Below are 16179 nucleotides of genomic sequence, written 5' to 3' on the forward strand. Positions count from 1 at the left end.
GTTAGTCGTTAGTCGTTAGTCGTTAGTAGTTAGTCGTTAGTCGTTAGTCGTTAGTCGTTAGTAGTTAGTAGTTAGTAGTTAGTAGTTAGTAGTTAGTAGTTAGTAATATCGACGAATTCGACTTACCATTAGCGATTCACTCTACGTTGGGGCCCCTAACCCCTCCCGGGGTCAATTTAGCATCACAGATCATTCAAGCCAAACTGTTCATCTCTGGTCCATCGGGATTTAAGTATTCAATTACCAGATTCATAAAAGTCCACTTTGTTACCTGGTGGTGGATAAACAGTAAAACAAGTAAGTCGATTAACGAATAACGACTAACGATTAACCATAATCGCTTACCTTTGAATCGTGCCCTGTTTTCCCATTATTGTAGGATTGTTTAGAAAGTTAATTGCCTTACTGATTGTAGGTGTGATGCTGGCTGCATGTTCCGATCGTCCGAAGCCCATGCCCGATCATCTGGTGTTTAGGTATAACGAGCACAGCAACATCAGTTCTCTGGATCCCGCCTTTGCTAGAAATCCACAGAACATCTGGCCTTCCAATCAATTGTTTAATGGGCTGGTTCAGCTGGACGATTCCCTGAACATCCGACCCGATATTGCCTGGCGCTGGGAAATTGACGATAGCACACAAACCTATCGGTTCTTTCTACGAGAGGATGTCTATTTTCACAAAAACGCAGTTTTCGGTCCCGATTCTACACGCCTGGTCAAAGCGGCTGACTTTGTGTACAGTTTTGACCGTTTATTAGACCCCAAGGTCGCTTCACCTGGAAGTTGGGTGCTCAATAATGTACTGGACTACAAGGCAGAGGATGATTTTGTCCTTTCCATTCGCTTGAAACAGCCCTTCCCCGCTTTCTTGGGGCTCCTTTCCATGCGATATTGCTCGGTGGTACCCCGGGAAGCAGTTGAGTATTATGGCTCAGAATTCCGCAGTAATCCGGTGGGGACAGGCCCCTTTAAATTCAAGCTTTGGGAAGAGAACATCAAATTGGTTTTCCGAAAGAACAACGACTATTTTGAAACCGATGCAGTGGGGAATCAGCTGCCGTATCTGGAAGCCGTTGCCATTACATTCCTGCCAGATAAGCAAAGTGAATTCCTGCAGTTTGCCCAAGGCAAGATCGATTTCATTTCCGGTCTGGACAACTCTTATAAGGACGAGATCCTGACAACCTCAGGACAATTACAAGACCGCTACACAGAAGATGTCAATTTGATCACCTCTCCTTATCTAAATACAGAATACTTAGGCTTTTTCCTGGGTGCCAGCACACCAGAGATCCAATCTCCCCTTATCAGGCAGGCCGTTAATTACGGTTTCGACCGGGCAAAAATGGTAACCTACCTACGTAATGGCATGGGAATCCCTGCAACCGCTGGATTCATCCCTAAGGGCCTCCCGGGTTATTTGCCTATCCCCGGTTATGATTACCAGCCGGATAAGGCCTGGGAATTAGTAGAACAATACAAGCTGGAAACCGGCGACAATAAGCCAGAGATCGTGATCGGAACCAATAGTCAGTATTTGGACATCTGTGAATACATTCAGCGAGAACTGGAGAAGATCGGGATTGGAGTCAAGGTCGATGTAATGCCGCCCTCTACCCTCAGGCAAATGAAAAGTAGCGGAGAACTGGATGTTTTCCGTGCCAGTTGGGTTGCGGATTATCCGGATGCAGAGAATTACCTCTCCCTGTTCTATTCACCCAACTTTACCCCAAACGGTCCCAATTACATGCACTACCGAAATCCGGTTCTGGACAGTCTGTATCAGGAATCGCTGCTGGTGAACCAAATAGAAGAACGCCGTTTGCTGTACACCAAAATGGATTCCCTCATCATATCGGAAGCCCCTGTCGTTCCCTTATACTATGACATGGCCATCCGTTTTGTCCGCAAAGATGTAAGTGGATTGGGAATCAATCCGCAGAATTTCCTGTTTCTCAAGAGAGTACAAAAAAACCCAGCAAACTAGGGTAACTAAATCGAGCCTTGTACGACTAATAGTACAAATTCGTCTGGTAAACGATCCCATAGGATCCCTTCCAAGAACACAAATACCAATCGACTTACGATGGTCCCGTGATCTCCCAGACCACAGCATTTCATCATCAAATTATCGATCATCTCATTCCCTTTAGGGATTCAGAAGTATTCCTGACTATGGTCAGGACTCCATTAACCTTTCTGCAGTAGGTATCAAATTAGTGTTTAACCCATTAAAACTTAGAATTATGTTAGGTGGTTTTGTCAATGGGATGATCACATCCCTCAAGAATAACAAAAGAGAACGTACAACAGCTTTCGACAAGGAAAAGAAGAGGTTCAATCCGACATACGGTGATTTTGTGGATCACAAAAAAATGAGCCCTCGAGAATTCCAACGATTTAGAAAGCGGTTAGAAATGGGGCGTCAAAAGTCGGAAAGACACAATCGCATTTTGGTTGGAATTATGGCTTTCCTGTTCATTGGGCTATTAATTGCCCTGGCCCTGTTGTGAACTTAGATCAATAACGCCGATATCCGCTGGTCAATTCAAAGACATGACTCAGAATGTCGGCTTCTTTTTGGTCAAATTCCACATTTCTTCTCTCCATCATGGCCTTAGCAGTTTCAAAGGCCTTGGATGTTCGATATGCAGACATTCCGGCTCCACTGCCCCAGGAAAAACTCGGGATGAAATTTCGGGGGTAACCACTGCCAAATACATTACAACTAACTCCTATCACCGTACCTGTATTCAGCATGGTATTGATACCCGTCTTGCTATGATCGCCCATCATCAACCCACAGAACTGCAGACCTGTTGGGGCAAAACGACCTGAAGAGTAATCCCAAAGCCTGACCTCGGTATAGTTGTTCTTCATATTGGACGTATTGGTATCTGCACCCAGGTTACACCATTCGCCCAAAACAGAATTTCCCAGGAAACCGTCATGGCCTTTATTGGAATAGGCAAACAGCACCGAATTATTAACCTCTCCTCCTACTTTGGAGAATGGCCCTACGGTTGTACCGGTATAGATCTTGGCCCCCATCTTGAGAATGGCCCCTCACAGAGCGCAAACGGCCCTCTAATCAAACAGCCCTCCATGATCTCCGCATCCTTGCCAATATAGATCGGGCCATCCGTCGTATTTAATGAACATGATGGCAATTTGGCCCCGGCTTCAACAAAGACCGCGTGATCTCCCAGGCGGGTAACTCCATGTGGAATAGCTTGTGATTCCCGTCCTGAGGTGATGCGGTCAAAGTCCGCCGCAATGATCCCATGATTTTTGGAAAAGATATCCCAGGTATGTGCAATTCGGACAACCTCAGAGCCAGTATAGACGATTTGCTGATCAATTGCCTGGGTATCAAACACATCATTCCTAAACGCAATCAATTCATCCCCCAAATAGAGTCCCTGTCCTTTTTCCAGCGCAGAGACAGCCTCCGTCAAACTCTTATCCGGTACAAATGAAGGATCTACAAAAATATTGTCCGATGCTAATCGGATTGGCCACTTAGCACTCAAGTAATCCTCAGTTTGCGTCCAGGTGGTCTCCTCCAAATAGTCCTCCCACTTTTCCCTCAAGGTATCGATACCCACACGAATATCAGCCACAGGACGGGTAAAGGTAAAGGGCAACAGCTGGTCTCGGACTGCAGAATCGAACAGGACGTAATTCATGACAACGGATTGGGCTTTTTCATGACCAAAACTAACGAAAAAAGCCTTCGATAACGAAGGCTTTCTATACTTTCTGCTAAGTGAAAACGCGACTTACTCCTCAGTCTTAGGCGCTTTTTTGAACTTGGCGTATTTGTTCTTGAACTTATCGATCCGTCCGGCGGTATCAACCAATTTGTGTTTACCTGTGTAGTACGGATGAGAAGTACGGGAGATCTCTAGTTTGACCAGGGGATACTCAACCCCTTCGATCTCGATGGTCTCCTTGGTATCGGCAGTGGACTTAGTAATGAATACATCATCATTGGACATATCCTTGAAGGCAACTAGCCTGTAACTTTCGGGGTGAATTCCTGTTTTCATCTTTCGGGTGTTTTACTAAACCTCAAATTTTTGAGTGTGCAAATTTAAGTATTTCTATAAATACGGCAATAATTTATTTCAATTTTTAAAATTAAAAGTTGTGGCCGTAACGTTTTGCTATCTTTGTTTACTAACCAACCGAACAACTTCGGCCACTTTGGCCCACAATAAACGACTATCTCATGGAAACCAACAAAGCTTCTGTTAAAAAAATTGCATTGAATTATGGCCTGTATATGGCCTTGGGTACAATTGCCCTGTCTGTCATCGTTGACGTGATGGGTATGACCTACGAACAACCCTGGTGGCAATCAGTGGGGAATTTCGTGATCATGACCCTGGCCATCGTATATGGTCTCAAGGCGTTTAAAAGTACCGGTGATGGCTTCTTAAGCTTGGGAGATGCCCTTAAAACGGGTCTGGCCATATCGGTTGTTGCCGGGATCATCGGTATTCTATTTAATTACATATTTATAAACTTCATCGAACCAGACTTCGTAGTAAACATGCTGGAAAGAACTCGGGAAAATATGCTAGAGCAGAATCCAGAAATGACCAGTGATGAGGTAGAAACCGCCATGTCTATCACCGAGAAGATGATGAGTCCGGCTATCATGGCTGCCTTTGGCATTGTTGCCAGTTTGTTCTTTGGCTTTATCATTTCGTTGATCGCCGGTTTGATCATGAAACAAAATCGTCCGGAGAACTAAACCGATCTATGGATATTTCCATCGTCATTCCTCTTCTGAACGAAGAAGGATCACTGAAAGAACTGAACCATTGGATTGAATCTGTTATGCAGTCCAATGGTTTTTCTTATGAAGTACTTTACATTGACGATGGCAGCACAGATGACTCCTGGTCCCTGATCTGTGAAATGGCCAGGGAGGATGCCCATATCAAAGGGATCCGTTTCCAAAAGAACTTTGGTAAATCCCAGGCGTTGCACGCCGGGTTTGCAAGAGCCCAAGGTGATGTGGTGATCACCATGGACGCTGATCTGCAGGACAACCCGGAAGAGATACCGGAACTCTACCGCATGATCACCCAGGACAATTACCAATTGGTCAGCGGCTGGAAGAAGAAACGCTTTGATCCTTTATTGGGTAAGAATCTGCCGTCAAAACTTTTCAATTTCGCAGCTCGCAAGACCTCCAAGGTCAAATTGCACGACTTCAACTGCGGGCTCAAAGCCTATCAGAACGAAGTTGTCAAGAATATTGAGGTTACCGGCGAAATGCACCGCTATATACCTGTACTGGCCAAGACCGCCGGTTTTGACCGAATAGGTGAAAAAGTAGTCACTCACCAGGCGAGGAAATACGGCAAGACAAAGTTTGGTACTGAACGATTCATACGAGGTTTCCTGGACCTGATCACGATTTCCTTCCTTTCGCGCTTCGGTCGCCGGCCCATGCACCTGTTTGGTGCCTGGGGTGCTTTTATGCTCTTTATCGGTTTTGGATTCTCAGTTTATCTGGGAATAGACAAGCTCTTTCTGGACCCTACAGGTCGATTGATCACGGAGCGTCCGGAATTCTTCATCGCACTGACTGCTATGATCTTAGGAACTCAATTGTTCCTGGCCGGTTTTATTGGCGAGTTAATACTGCGCACCAAAAGAAGCGGTCCCAACTATCTGATCAACGAAACCCTTAACGTTTCAGGCTAAAATTACCCGTAACTGTTCTGCCATCATTGAGTACAATCCTATACCAGTAGTCGCTGGATGGCAAAGGGTTACCCAGGTAAGTACCATCCCAACCCATATTGTCTCCCCGCATCTGTTTGATCATTTTACCGAACCGATCGAAAATGGAGATCCGGGCATCTTGTAATTCCCTTCGGGCTGTTATCTGCCAGAGGTCGTGGAAGCCATCATTGTTCGGGGTAAAGAAATTGGGTGGTCCACCCACCAGGACAGTCTCCTCGTAGATCAGACAGCCCTCCCGCCAGACAAAGACTGTATAGGGTCCCACAGCCAGGTCGTCAAACACAGGACTGGATTGCAAGGCGTTATCATCCAGGCCATACTGATAGGCATCCGGCTGATCGATCTCTACTAATATCTGATTGTTATCGCTAAAATCACGGACAACAACCTCCAGGGACATCGGGACATCGGGACGTGTTACTTCGATTATTGCTGTGTCATCACAATCTGCTCCATTGAACACAGTAACTTCATAGGTTCCCGGCACCGATACATCAATACTAGGTGTAGTTTCACCGGTAGACCATTCATAACGCAAGAAATCGGGTCCAGGGGAAATCGTCACACTGGGCTCATTTGGACAAAGGACGACTTGCTGGTCTTCTATGTTCGGACTAAAAAGTATTTCGAGATCGATCTTTCCAATAAAGGCACAGGCATTGAGGTCTTCCACCCGAAAGTAGATCTCCGGAGCAGCGGTTATAGGGATGCGGAATTCGTCCGTGACCACCTCGGTTTCCAACAGCGCATCCTGGCGGGTTGGGAAGAAGGTGATATCCGAACCGGGGAATTCTTCTGACAAGGTCTCCAACAGATCACCCACTTCGATGATCACCACCAGTGGCCCTGCACTTCTGTTACAGGCAGGCATCACTCGGTCTTCTAATTGGGACATTGGCTCTACCAGAAGGCGGACCTCAGCGATCTCAAAACAGAGCGCATCCTGGAACACCCTGGCATAGATGATCTGACCATCCTCGGTATTGGCATATCCGATAGGGTCAATGTTCTGAGCGTTCTCGATCGCATCATCAAGGGTAAGAAAGAAATTGGCGGTATAACCTAATGGATTATCTACCAAAAGTGGGATTGCCTCATTGAGGTTGAAAATCGACCGACCGTCATCATTTCCGTCCACATCGCACTGCACCAGATCCACAAATGGATTCACCTGGGGCGAATCCGCGATCTCAATAAACTCGATAAAGGTCTTGGAAACTCCATTTTGAAAATTCACATCGATGGTGACCGTAAACACACCTGTAGAGCTAAATACATGGGTTGGCTCCAGCAAAGTTGAGTTATTGTTCGCTCCACTAGCCGGATCGCCAAAATTCCAGGAGATGCTATCAATGGGTTCGTCCGTCTCTATAAAGAATTGGGTCTCATCCCCAAAGCAGAATTGTTCTGCACGCACTACGCTCTCAAAGAATGATTGGATGTAAGGGGGTAGACCAAATTTTGACGTTCTGCCACCCAGGGTCACATCGAAAGCCCTGAAATCGGCATCAAGGCCGTAATTATTCGGAGAATTGATCACGCTTAAACTGACGGCCGGGATGGAGTGATAGATCTTCCGATTGATGGCAATTTGGAGACTTCCCGCCAGATCACCTTGGAAATTGTTCGTAATGCTGGCTTGTGTGAAAAGCGTACTCGTGATATTCGGGGCTGTAAGATCGAATTGCACCACATTGATCTGGGTGGTTCGGTCTTGTGCTGGATCGAAGATCTTACCACTGGCAAAAAGTTGCTTGGAATTAGAGGAAAACTCTACTCCGTAATACACCAGGCTCTCATCCACCAACAATTCGTTGGACAACACCCCTGTTTCCCGATCAAAATCATAGAGCCTTAATTCACCTCTGTAGGAGGGCTCGAAAATGGTATGGCATATAGCGATCCGGTCGCCTACAGGAGACGACTTCATGGCTCCGCGAAAATTGTTGAAATCGGATACATTGGGACCAATTACACTCACTACAGGGGTTTCGTTAACTCCATCCTCGGTGATCTCATAGGCATAAAAAGAATCGCGGTAGTGGGTTACCACCCAAAAATCCTGCCCATCTGCCTTCCCCACCGCGGTTACTTTCTCCGATCCGTTGTCCAGCAACTGGATATTCTTCTCCACCACATCCCCCAGGCCTCCGTTAAGGCTCATATCGACCACAGAATAATTGAATCCATCGCCATCCCCGTCATTAGTTTGATAAGAACGAACGTCGTCCGCAGTAAAAATGTAGTAGATGGAATTACTTTTTGGTTTTGGAACCACAAGGGCGGACTGGGTAGAACTTACACTTCCCAGCAATCCTTCTCCATTGGGCATGATCTGATGATTCCTGGTAAAGACCACTTTCCCATCGGTATAGAATTGCAGATCGCCATTGGCATTGGAGATAGATTCGCAACCCTCTAGAGTATCCAATTCTCCATCTAACAGTGGAACAGCCTCACCAGAATTAAAGGTCAGTCCTGCCTTGGTTCCAAAATACCAATTGGCCGCTTCCCGCTGAGCAAGCAGTTGCAGGGGAAATGCCAAAAGCAACAGTAACAAAGAGGTCTTAGAGGTTTTCAACATAGCAATAAACAAATATAAGAACTGCTTTACTGTTTCGTAAACCTTAAGCGGGAAGGTGCAGTACCGAATCCGCATTCACCGTCCCAACCTTCATATCCTTCTACCAGCCATAACTCGAACACACTGTCATCCAAGGGGTTGATCGGGGCATTCTCTTCATCAGGTCCCAGAAGAATTGGGGCTCCGCTGACACTACAATAAGCAATCACACTGGACAATTGATTTTTCCCAAAGACAGATTCGTCGCAGGCGATGGTGAAATAGTAATTGCGGGGTAGTTCGTTTGAAGGGTGAGAGAGGAGATGTTTCAAAGGGATATACCGAACATTGTTGGAATGTCCTTTAAATACCTCAACCAATCCTTCGGGAATAAAGGTTGGGCCTCCCAGCGGTCCATCTACCAGACTCTCATACCGGTAGGTTCCCAGATAGAGATCCTTATCTATGGGCTCTACTACATTGATGGTGTAGCAGTAAGGAGAACTGAAAAAGGTCTCGTAGGCGATGATGAATGAACTCGCGCTACCGGTAGAGAAACTTCGCCCGTCCGTCAGGACCAGATCCACACGAAGGAGGAATTGGTCCTTACACTGGATCTGCCCAACGGGTACGCCGACTATACCGGCCAGATCGGAGAATTGAAATTCCAAGGTCAGGTTGGGCAAGCCGTCATTGCCTTGACGTCCGAAATCTGAAGCAGGTATACTACCGGCAGAGAACTCCTGGCTGACCAAACTATTGGTCGTACCAGAATTATCTACAAAACTGACATAGAGGTCTAAGCGCTCCAGCAAACCTCCGTTGAGTTCATCCTGGATCTCGATGTCCACACTAAAAATACCGTCCGGTTGATTGACATAGAACTCTGCCTGATTGAATTGCAGAGTCCTGACCACTGCTCCGTACTCCACATCGTTCAGGACCTGATCGATGGGTTTGTCGTCCGTATTACAGCCAGCGGCCAGTAACAGGATGAGAAGTAATCGTTTATACATGACTGTTCGTTTTTCATAAAACTACCGGGAGCTAAAAGGGAATAAGTGAAAACCGACAAAAGATTACTTATTTCTGTAACATTTTGAGAGGATTTAGTCTGATTTATCGATATTGTTCTTGCTCTATTCACTATGCGATTACGTAACTTTGCCCTTATTTTTTCTCTATGAGATATATCGAGCCCGAATTGCTTGAAAAGGTCAACAAATGGTTGACCCCTACTTTCGATGAACTGACCCAGCTGCGTATTAAGGACATGATTGCCCTAGAGCCTGAGGAACTGGAAGATAGCTTTTATAAAAGCTTAGAGTTTGGTACAGGTGGAATGCGCGGTATTATGGGAGTTGGAGACAACCGGATCAACCGGTACACCCTTGGCAAGAATACCCAGGGATTGTCCCAGTACCTCAAGCAAGTATTTCCTGGAGAGTCGCTTAAAGTGGCTATCGCATATGACTGTCGTCACAATAGTAAAGAACTGGCCAGGGTTGTTGCCGAGGTCTTTTCAGCCAACAATATACAGGTCTATCTTTTTTCCGATCTGCGCCCCACTCCGGAATTGTCCTTTGCTGTGCGCCAACTGGACTGCCACTGTGGTATCGTCCTGACAGCTTCCCACAACCCACCGGAATACAATGGCTATAAAGTCTATTGGCAGGACGGTGGACAACTGGTACCTCCACAGGACGGGGAGATCATCCAAGTGATCAATACCCTGGATTATGAAGATGTGAACTTCCAAGCCAAGGAAGATCTGATCCAACTGATCGACAAGGAAATAGATGATGTCTTCCAAAAGGCCTCTGTTGCCCATGTCCGGTTTACTGAGCAAAAGAACAGGGAACAACTCAAGGTGGTCTTTACTCCACTCCACGGCACTTCCGTAACCCAGGTACCCCAAGTTTTAAAATTGGCGGGGTTTGAGCAGGTGCATCTGGTAGAGGCCCAGGCAGAACCTAATGGCGATTTCCCGACGGTAGAATCTCCAAATCCGGAAGAACCAGAAGCATTGAAAATGGCCCTGGAATTGGGAGAAGAGATAGGAGCCGATATTGTGATAGGAACGGACCCAGATTGTGATCGTTTAGGAATTGCGGTGCGGAACTCAAATGGTCAATTGCAACTCATCAATGGAAATCAAGCTATGGTGGTCATGGCTCATTATTTAATGCAGCAGTGGAAGGAAGCCGGTCGTATCGACGGGAAACAATTCATCGGATCGACCATCGTATCAACCCCAATGCTCAAGGCCATATGTGAAGATATGAATGTCAATTACCTCGAAGGATTGACCGGGTTCAAATGGATCGCTAAAATGATCGAGGATCACCCCAACCTGGAATTCATAGGAGGTGGCGAAGAGAGTTTTGGTTTCATGGTTGGTGAATTCGTAAGAGATAAGGATGCCGTCACAGCAAGCCTGCTGGCTTGTGAATTGGCCGCCGCCTTAAAAGCGCAAGATAAGACCATCTTTGATTACCTGCTGGATCTCTACGATCAGTACGGAGCCTATCTGGAACATCTTTCCTCCATGGTCAAAAAAGGAAAGAAAGGCGCCGAAGAGATCAAGACCATTATGGACGATCTGAGGAATTCTCCCCTGGAATCCTTGATCGGGGAAAAAGTGGTTCGAGTAGAAGATTACCAGGATGGCAGCTATACAGATCTGCTTACGGGAGAACAGGGCTCACTTGATCTTCCCAACTCCAACGTCTTGATCTATTATACAGAACAAGGCACCAAGGTTGCTGCCAGACCCAGCGGTACCGAACCCAAAATTAAGTTCTATATTAGTGTACGGTCGTCTTCCGGATCTTCAGATCTGGAGCGCCTGTCTGAAAAGATCGGGCAGCTTAAGACCCAATTGGATATTTAGTGGAATATTTCAGGAAAATCCTTCGTTACGCCCTGCCTTATAAGGGCTATGCCTGGCTCAATGTGATCTCCAACATCTTTTACGCCTTCTTCGGGCCTTGGCCTTTGTTTCCCTTATCCCTATGCTCAAGGTCCTCTTTGGAAATAAGGTGGTGGTATCTGAAAAACCAACCTATGAGGGGCTCCTACATCTTGGAGATTACCTGGAAGATTATATGAATTTATTTGTAAGTAGCCAGATCGAAAAGGATGGGCCCTTGTCTGCCCTGATCGTCATGATCGCACTTGTTCTGGGAACCTTTTTACTGAAGAATCTCTTTGGTTACCTGGCCATGTTCTTTATTACTTACTTGAGGAATGGAGTATTGAAGGACCTTAGAAATGATCTTTATTCTAAGACCATGGAATTACCGATCTCCTTCTATTCTGAAAAGCGTAAAGGGGATACCCTGGCACGGATCTCCAGTGATGTATTGGAAATTCAGCACTCCTTTCTGTCCATATTGGAACTGATTGTCAGAGAGCCCCTGTCCATACTGTTTACCATCCTATTCATGGTATTTATTAGTCCCAAACTGACACTTTTTGTATTTATATTCATTCCCATCTCAGGTTTTATTATTTCCCGTATCGGGAAAAGCCTGAAGCGACATTCGGACCGAGTACAGCAGGAACAGGGATTCTTCCTGTCCATCCTGGAAGAGACCCTCGGAGGCTTAAAGATCATCAAGGGATTTGGAGCCGAGGGACAGTTCAGCAAGAAGTTCGAACAATCCACCGATCGATTTTATAAGTATTCCAATTCCCTGCTCAACCGACAGAACCTAGCCTCTCCCGTGAGTGAATTCCTGGGGATCATGGTAATTGCCATTTTATTGTGGTTTGGTGGAAATATGGTCCTGGTAGAGAAGACCCTTGATGCCGAATTCTTTATTGCCTATATGGGTCTGGCCTATAATATACTGACACCGGCCAAGGCCATCAGTAAGGCCAGTTATGGAGTAAAGAAAGGAAATGCAGCAGCTGAACGGGTATTGGAGATACTTGAAACTGAGACCACGATCAAGGATAGCCCGGATGCGGTAGCTATGATGAGCTTCGATAAGGATATTAATCTGAAGAACATCAGCTTTGCTTATGAGGAGGAACTAGTGCTTCAAGAATTCGATCTGAAAGTGGCAAAGGGTGCCACCGTGGCCCTGGTGGGTCAGAGTGGTAGTGGGAAAAGCACCATTGCCAATTTACTGACGCGCTTTTACGATGTTAAGCAAGGTGCCATAGAAATAGATGGTACTGATATCCGGGACATCAGCAAGTCTTCCCTGAGAGGACTGATGGGTTTGGTTACCCAGGATTCCATCCTCTTCAATGATAGTGTGCAAGGCAATTTGCTTCTAGCCAAACCAAATGCTACCGAAGAGGAGATCGAGCAAGCCTTAAAGGTGGCCAATGCCTGGGACTTTGTAAGCGAACTACCGGAAGGAATACACACCAATATAGGAGATGGCGGTAATAAACTTAGCGGTGGGCAGAAACAACGTCTGAGTATTGCACGGGCAGTTTTAAAGAATCCTCCTATAATGATCCTGGACGAGGCCACCTCTGCCCTGGATACCGAAAGTGAGCGCCTGGTACAGGAAGCATTGGAGAATATGATGCGCAATAGAACCTCGGTGGTAATCGCTCACAGACTCTCTACCATACAAAACGCCGACACCATAGTTGTACTCTCTAAAGGCAGGATCGTCGAGCAGGGCGATCATCAGCATTTGATGAGTCAGAAAGGTATTTATCACAGCTTGGTAGAGATGCAATCTCTTTCCTAAGAAACTCCCTTAATCTCAATAAAAAAAGAGAGCGGTTGGGGCTCCGCTCTCTTCAATTTATCATGTCACTGCAGTTGGGGCTGAATGTGACATTGCAACACATAAGTGAATACCAAAGATACACATAGAATCGAGAAATGCAAGAATTACATACCTTTTATCGATGTATAAGTGCATTTAATCGGTTATTTTACATCTTATTGTAGGAATACCATGGGCTGGTAATGTAGGAAGAAATAATTACAATTAAAAACGGGCCCGCCCCCGCGATGGCCCGTTTTTGTTCAGTTCCTATTACAGTTGGGGCTATAAAAGGGAACCTATACATAAGAAGTATGGGTCTAAAGTAGTAAATATTTTCCTACAAATTCAATAATTATGTCTTTTTGTCGAATTTTTTTGTCTTTTATCGATGAAATACACTTTTAAGCCCTTCAAATATTTCTACATTTGATTAAACCTTATGGCCAAATAGGAGTCAAAGACAGTAAAACCATCGATTTGCAAGCCGAAGCTAAATTGATAAAAGCCCTTCAATCACCTAAGGACCGGGAAACGGCCTTTCGGGAGTTGGTCAGTTGTTATAAAGAGCGACTGTACTGGCATATCAGAAAGATCGTCCTGGACCACGAGGACGCCGATGATGTACTTCAGAATACCTTTATTAAGGTGTTTCGAAGTATCGACCGATTTAAGGGAGATAGTAAGTTGTACACCTGGATGTACCGGATCGCCACCAATGAGTCTCTCTCCTACCTAAAGGCCAAAGCCCGACGGAATAATGTCTCGGTAGAAGAATTGAAACAACAGCAGTTAGGACAATTAGAGAGTGATGTTTACTTTGAAGGATCTGCCATCCAGCTGCAATTGCAAAATGCCATAGCCAGTTTACCTGAAAAGCAACAGCTTGTCTTTAATATGAAATACTTTGAGGACATGACCTATGAAGAACTCTCCGGAATTCTGGAAACTTCAGTCGGCGGTCTGAAAAGCAGTTATCATATCGCAGTCAAAAAGATCAAGGCATTTCTGGATCAGAATGAAACCATTTAACTTAGAGTAAGTCAAAGGAGTAATGGAGAAAAGAAAACACGAACACGGATTTAAAGCACCGACGGACTATTTTGATTCCTTGGAGGAACGTCTGGATGCTTTAATGGGCCCGGAATCATTCCCAGATAAAACTGGATTCGATGTGCCATCTGGTTATTTTGATCAATTGGAAGATCGTGTGATGCAGCAACTCGAAAATGATGATAGCGCTCCTCAACCTCAGGTCATACCTTTATATCGTCGAAATTCATTTCGAATTGTAGCCTCAGTCGCTGCCCTGATCGTTCTGGCTTTGTTGGTGATTCGTCCAGGATCCGTTCCGGCGATCGAAATACAAGACATCGACCTGACCCAGATCGAGACATATATAGAAGAAGAAATGGACTGGGACGAGTATGATCTGGCCCAAATGATGGATGATACGGAATTGGAGGACCTGGAAACTGAAGACCTCTTTGACGATGAGCAACTCCAGGAATACCTGTTGGAAAATATAGACGACACATCTTTACTAATTGAATGAAATGATATGAATAGATTGATGATATTATTGCTGCTGATCGGATTCAGCAGTTTGGCACAAAATGGCCGAGGCGAGCGGATACGAGCGTATAAAACAGCCTTTATAACGGACAAATTGGATTTATCCTCAGAAGAAGCAGAACGTTTCTGGCCGGTGTATAACAAATACCAAGACCAATTGGAGGAAATACGCAAGGAAGAGCGACAGGAGATCTCTTCCGTAGTCAGCGACCTGGAGAATTTAAGTGAGGACGAAGCCAATTATCTCATCGACAAGGGGTTGGAATATTCCAAGCGCCGTGTAGATGTACAGGCTCTGATGGTGGATGAATTAAGGGTAGTGATCTCGCCTAAGAAGGTATTGAAATTAAGACGGGTTGAAGAATCCTTTAAACGGGAAATGCTAAACCGGTTTAGGGATAATAAACGCAAAAAGAACTGATTGTTTGTGACAGATTCTCATCTGTAAAGCAGTCCGCAATGGCTTGCCTTTTTTATTCAAACTTCAGTTTGACAATTCGATTTCGTCCGGAGGCAAACGCCAGGCTGTCATTGACAAACTCCAAGGCATAGAATCCCTCGTCGGAAAGTTCTATCCACCCTTCTCCCCCATCAGTCGAATAAGAAATGCCCGGGGATCCCAAAGCAACTATACCACGACCTTCTGTGCCCGGCACATACCGCACTGACGATCGGTAACCAGGCCCCATACCATCACTGACGAGTTTCCAGGTCTTACCTCCGTCTGAACTGATCGCTTTATTGGCTGTATTTCCATTTTTCTGTTCCCAATCTCCGCCAAAGATGATCCCATTCTGCCCATCCCGGAAATCTACACTGTAAATGCCCGTCATGGCACCACCTTGAACGATGGGCGTGTCAAAGACCTCCCAACTACTACCCTTATCCGGACTGTGAAATACACGAGCGTGATTTCCTCCTGTAACGATCCAGGCCTGCTGTCCGTATAAAGCAATATTACTATTACTGGCGGCAAATGCAGCCTCTCCTTCCTTTATTGGAGGGATTTCGGTACACTTTACTTTAGACCACGACTTTCCTCCGTCACTAGTCAGAATGATAGAAAGGCATCCGTCTACCGGATCTCCCATTGCAATTCCCTCCAAATCATTCCAAAAGGCCATGGCATCATAGAACACCCCTTCTCCGCTCTCTACGTAGACCTCTTCTATGGAAGTAGCCTCCACACCATCAAAACCAATTCGATACAAGACGGCAGGTGATCCAATGCTCAACACAAATGCAGCTTCTGAGGTGGCTGCTACCGAACGAAAATTCAGTAAACTGTCCTGGTATTTGATCGTCGCTAATTTTGGAACGCCCTTATCGATCAACCCTACCCTACCAGCATTGGCCGCAAACCAGACTCGATCTGCATCCAATGGTTCGATGGCCCTTATACTGAGCGAATCCAGGTAGACCGGCTCTATGGTGACCCGAGTGAACTCCTTGCTGTCTTCAGACATACAACCGATTAAGGTCAGGACCAACAAGAGTATGGTGAGCGGGTATCGCATGGTTGAAATTTTGCCAA

General features: G+C 45.7%; 13 protein-coding genes and 2 pseudogenes. 9 read left to right on the forward strand and 6 right to left on the reverse strand.

Annotation, left to right across the window (positions count from 1 at the left end):
- Positions 1-420: 420 nt before the first annotated feature.
- Complete coding sequence (locus BST85_RS06565) at positions 421-1989, forward strand: ABC transporter substrate-binding protein (RefSeq protein ID WP_104813930.1); 1569 nt, start codon at positions 421-423, stop codon at positions 1987-1989.
- Positions 1990-1994: 5 nt separating this feature from the next.
- On the opposite strand, the gene BST85_RS14320 is transcribed toward BST85_RS06565, so the two are convergent.
- Positions 1995-2141 carry a hypothetical protein gene (locus BST85_RS14320; RefSeq protein WP_181039973.1) on the reverse strand — a complete coding sequence of 49 codons (147 nt, stop codon included), beginning with the start codon at positions 2139-2141 and terminating at the stop codon, positions 1995-1997.
- A gap of 107 nt (positions 2142-2248) precedes the next feature.
- Here BST85_RS14320 and BST85_RS06570 point away from each other — a divergent pair, with 107 nt between their 5' ends.
- Positions 2249-2515 (forward strand): hypothetical protein, encoded by a 267-nt coding sequence (locus BST85_RS06570; protein WP_104812522.1) that lies wholly within the window; start codon positions 2249-2251, stop codon positions 2513-2515.
- A 7-nt stretch (positions 2516-2522) separates the two neighbouring features.
- Here the strand turns inward: BST85_RS06570 and BST85_RS06575 are convergent.
- Together BST85_RS06575 and BST85_RS06580 are read right to left on the reverse strand one after the other, a co-directional pair.
- Positions 2523-3691, reverse strand: a pseudogene (locus tag BST85_RS06575) (GlmU family protein).
- A gap of 93 nt (positions 3692-3784) precedes the next feature.
- Positions 3785-4054: a type B 50S ribosomal protein L31 gene (locus BST85_RS06580; protein ID WP_104812523.1), complete on the reverse strand. Its 270-nt coding sequence runs from the start codon at positions 4052-4054 to the stop codon at positions 3785-3787.
- A gap of 182 nt (positions 4055-4236) precedes the next feature.
- Here BST85_RS06580 and BST85_RS06585 point away from each other — a divergent pair, with 182 nt between their 5' ends.
- Together BST85_RS06585 and BST85_RS06590 are read left to right on the forward strand one after the other, a co-directional pair.
- A complete protein-coding gene (locus BST85_RS06585; RefSeq protein WP_104812524.1) occupies positions 4237-4764 on the forward strand; it encodes a DUF4199 domain-containing protein in 528 nt (175 codons plus the stop codon).
- Positions 4765-4772: 8 nt separating this feature from the next.
- Entirely contained in the window at positions 4773-5726 is a 954-nt protein-coding gene (locus tag BST85_RS06590; RefSeq protein WP_104812525.1) for a glycosyltransferase family 2 protein, read from the forward strand.
- Here BST85_RS06590 and BST85_RS06595 read toward each other — a convergent pair.
- Both BST85_RS06595 and BST85_RS06600 read right to left on the reverse strand, forming a co-directional pair.
- Positions 5710-8352 (reverse strand): T9SS type B sorting domain-containing protein, encoded by a 2643-nt coding sequence (locus BST85_RS06595; protein ID WP_181039974.1) that lies wholly within the window; start codon positions 8350-8352, stop codon positions 5710-5712. The two genes, BST85_RS06590 and BST85_RS06595, sit on opposite strands and share 17 nt — an antisense overlap.
- 26 nt (positions 8353-8378) lie before the next feature.
- The gene (locus BST85_RS06600) at positions 8379-9347 is read right to left on the reverse strand and encodes a hypothetical protein (protein ID WP_104812527.1); all 969 of its coding nucleotides are present in this window, start codon (positions 9345-9347) and stop codon (positions 8379-8381) included.
- Between the two features lie 167 nt (positions 9348-9514).
- Between BST85_RS06600 and BST85_RS06605 the strand changes: the two genes are divergently transcribed.
- The 5 genes and pseudogenes from BST85_RS06605 (at position 9515) to BST85_RS06625 (ending at position 15066) form a co-directional block, all read left to right on the forward strand.
- A complete protein-coding gene (locus BST85_RS06605) occupies positions 9515-11224 on the forward strand; it encodes a phospho-sugar mutase (RefSeq protein WP_104812528.1) in 1710 nt (569 codons plus the stop codon).
- Positions 11224-13049: pseudogene (locus BST85_RS06610) on the forward strand (ABC transporter ATP-binding protein). Before BST85_RS06605 ends, BST85_RS06610 begins: the two are co-directional and overlap by 1 nt.
- A 501-nt stretch (positions 13050-13550) precedes the next feature.
- Complete coding sequence (locus tag BST85_RS06615) at positions 13551-14102, forward strand: RNA polymerase sigma factor (RefSeq protein ID WP_104813931.1); 552 nt, start codon at positions 13551-13553, stop codon at positions 14100-14102.
- A 22-nt stretch (positions 14103-14124) separates the two neighbouring features.
- Positions 14125-14625 carry a hypothetical protein gene (locus BST85_RS06620; RefSeq protein WP_104812529.1) on the forward strand — a complete coding sequence of 167 codons (501 nt, stop codon included), beginning with the start codon at positions 14125-14127 and terminating at the stop codon, positions 14623-14625.
- A 6-nt stretch (positions 14626-14631) separates the two neighbouring features.
- Positions 14632-15066, forward strand: coding sequence for a hypothetical protein (locus BST85_RS06625; RefSeq protein WP_104812530.1), 435 nt, complete (start codon positions 14632-14634; stop codon positions 15064-15066).
- Between the two features lie 52 nt (positions 15067-15118).
- On the opposite strand, the gene BST85_RS06630 is transcribed toward BST85_RS06625, so the two are convergent.
- Complete coding sequence (locus BST85_RS06630) at positions 15119-16162, reverse strand: oxidoreductase (RefSeq protein ID WP_104812531.1); 1044 nt, start codon at positions 16160-16162, stop codon at positions 15119-15121.
- Positions 16163-16179: the final 17 nt, after the last annotated feature.

The organism is Aureitalea marina (assembly GCF_002943755.1).
GTDB lineage: Bacteria > Bacteroidota > Bacteroidia > Flavobacteriales > Flavobacteriaceae > Aureitalea > Aureitalea marina.

What these genes read in the sequence shown, in the direction of transcription:
- BST85_RS06565 (WP_104813930.1), top strand. Translation starts at nt 421, where the DNA reads ATGCTGGCTGCATGTTCCGATCGTCCGAAGCCCATGCCCGATCATCTG.
- BST85_RS14320 (WP_181039973.1), bottom strand. Translation starts at nt 2,141, where the DNA reads ATGATCGATAATTTGATGATGAAATGCTGTGGTCTGGGAGATCACGGG.
- BST85_RS06570 (WP_104812522.1), top strand. Translation starts at nt 2,249, where the DNA reads ATGTTAGGTGGTTTTGTCAATGGGATGATCACATCCCTCAAGAATAAC.
- BST85_RS06580 (WP_104812523.1), bottom strand. Translation starts at nt 4,054, where the DNA reads ATGAAAACAGGAATTCACCCCGAAAGTTACAGGCTAGTTGCCTTCAAG.
- BST85_RS06585 (WP_104812524.1), top strand. Translation starts at nt 4,237, where the DNA reads ATGGAAACCAACAAAGCTTCTGTTAAAAAAATTGCATTGAATTATGGC.
- BST85_RS06590 (WP_104812525.1), top strand. Translation starts at nt 4,773, where the DNA reads ATGGATATTTCCATCGTCATTCCTCTTCTGAACGAAGAAGGATCACTG.
- BST85_RS06595 (WP_181039974.1), bottom strand. Translation starts at nt 8,352, where the DNA reads ATGTTGAAAACCTCTAAGACCTCTTTGTTACTGTTGCTTTTGGCATTT.
- BST85_RS06600 (WP_104812527.1), bottom strand. Translation starts at nt 9,347, where the DNA reads ATGTATAAACGATTACTTCTCATCCTGTTACTGGCCGCTGGCTGTAAT.
- BST85_RS06605 (WP_104812528.1), top strand. Translation starts at nt 9,515, where the DNA reads ATGAGATATATCGAGCCCGAATTGCTTGAAAAGGTCAACAAATGGTTG.
- BST85_RS06620 (WP_104812529.1), top strand. Translation starts at nt 14,125, where the DNA reads ATGGAGAAAAGAAAACACGAACACGGATTTAAAGCACCGACGGACTAT.
- BST85_RS06625 (WP_104812530.1), top strand. Translation starts at nt 14,632, where the DNA reads ATGAATAGATTGATGATATTATTGCTGCTGATCGGATTCAGCAGTTTG.
- BST85_RS06630 (WP_104812531.1), bottom strand. Translation starts at nt 16,162, where the DNA reads ATGCGATACCCGCTCACCATACTCTTGTTGGTCCTGACCTTAATCGGT.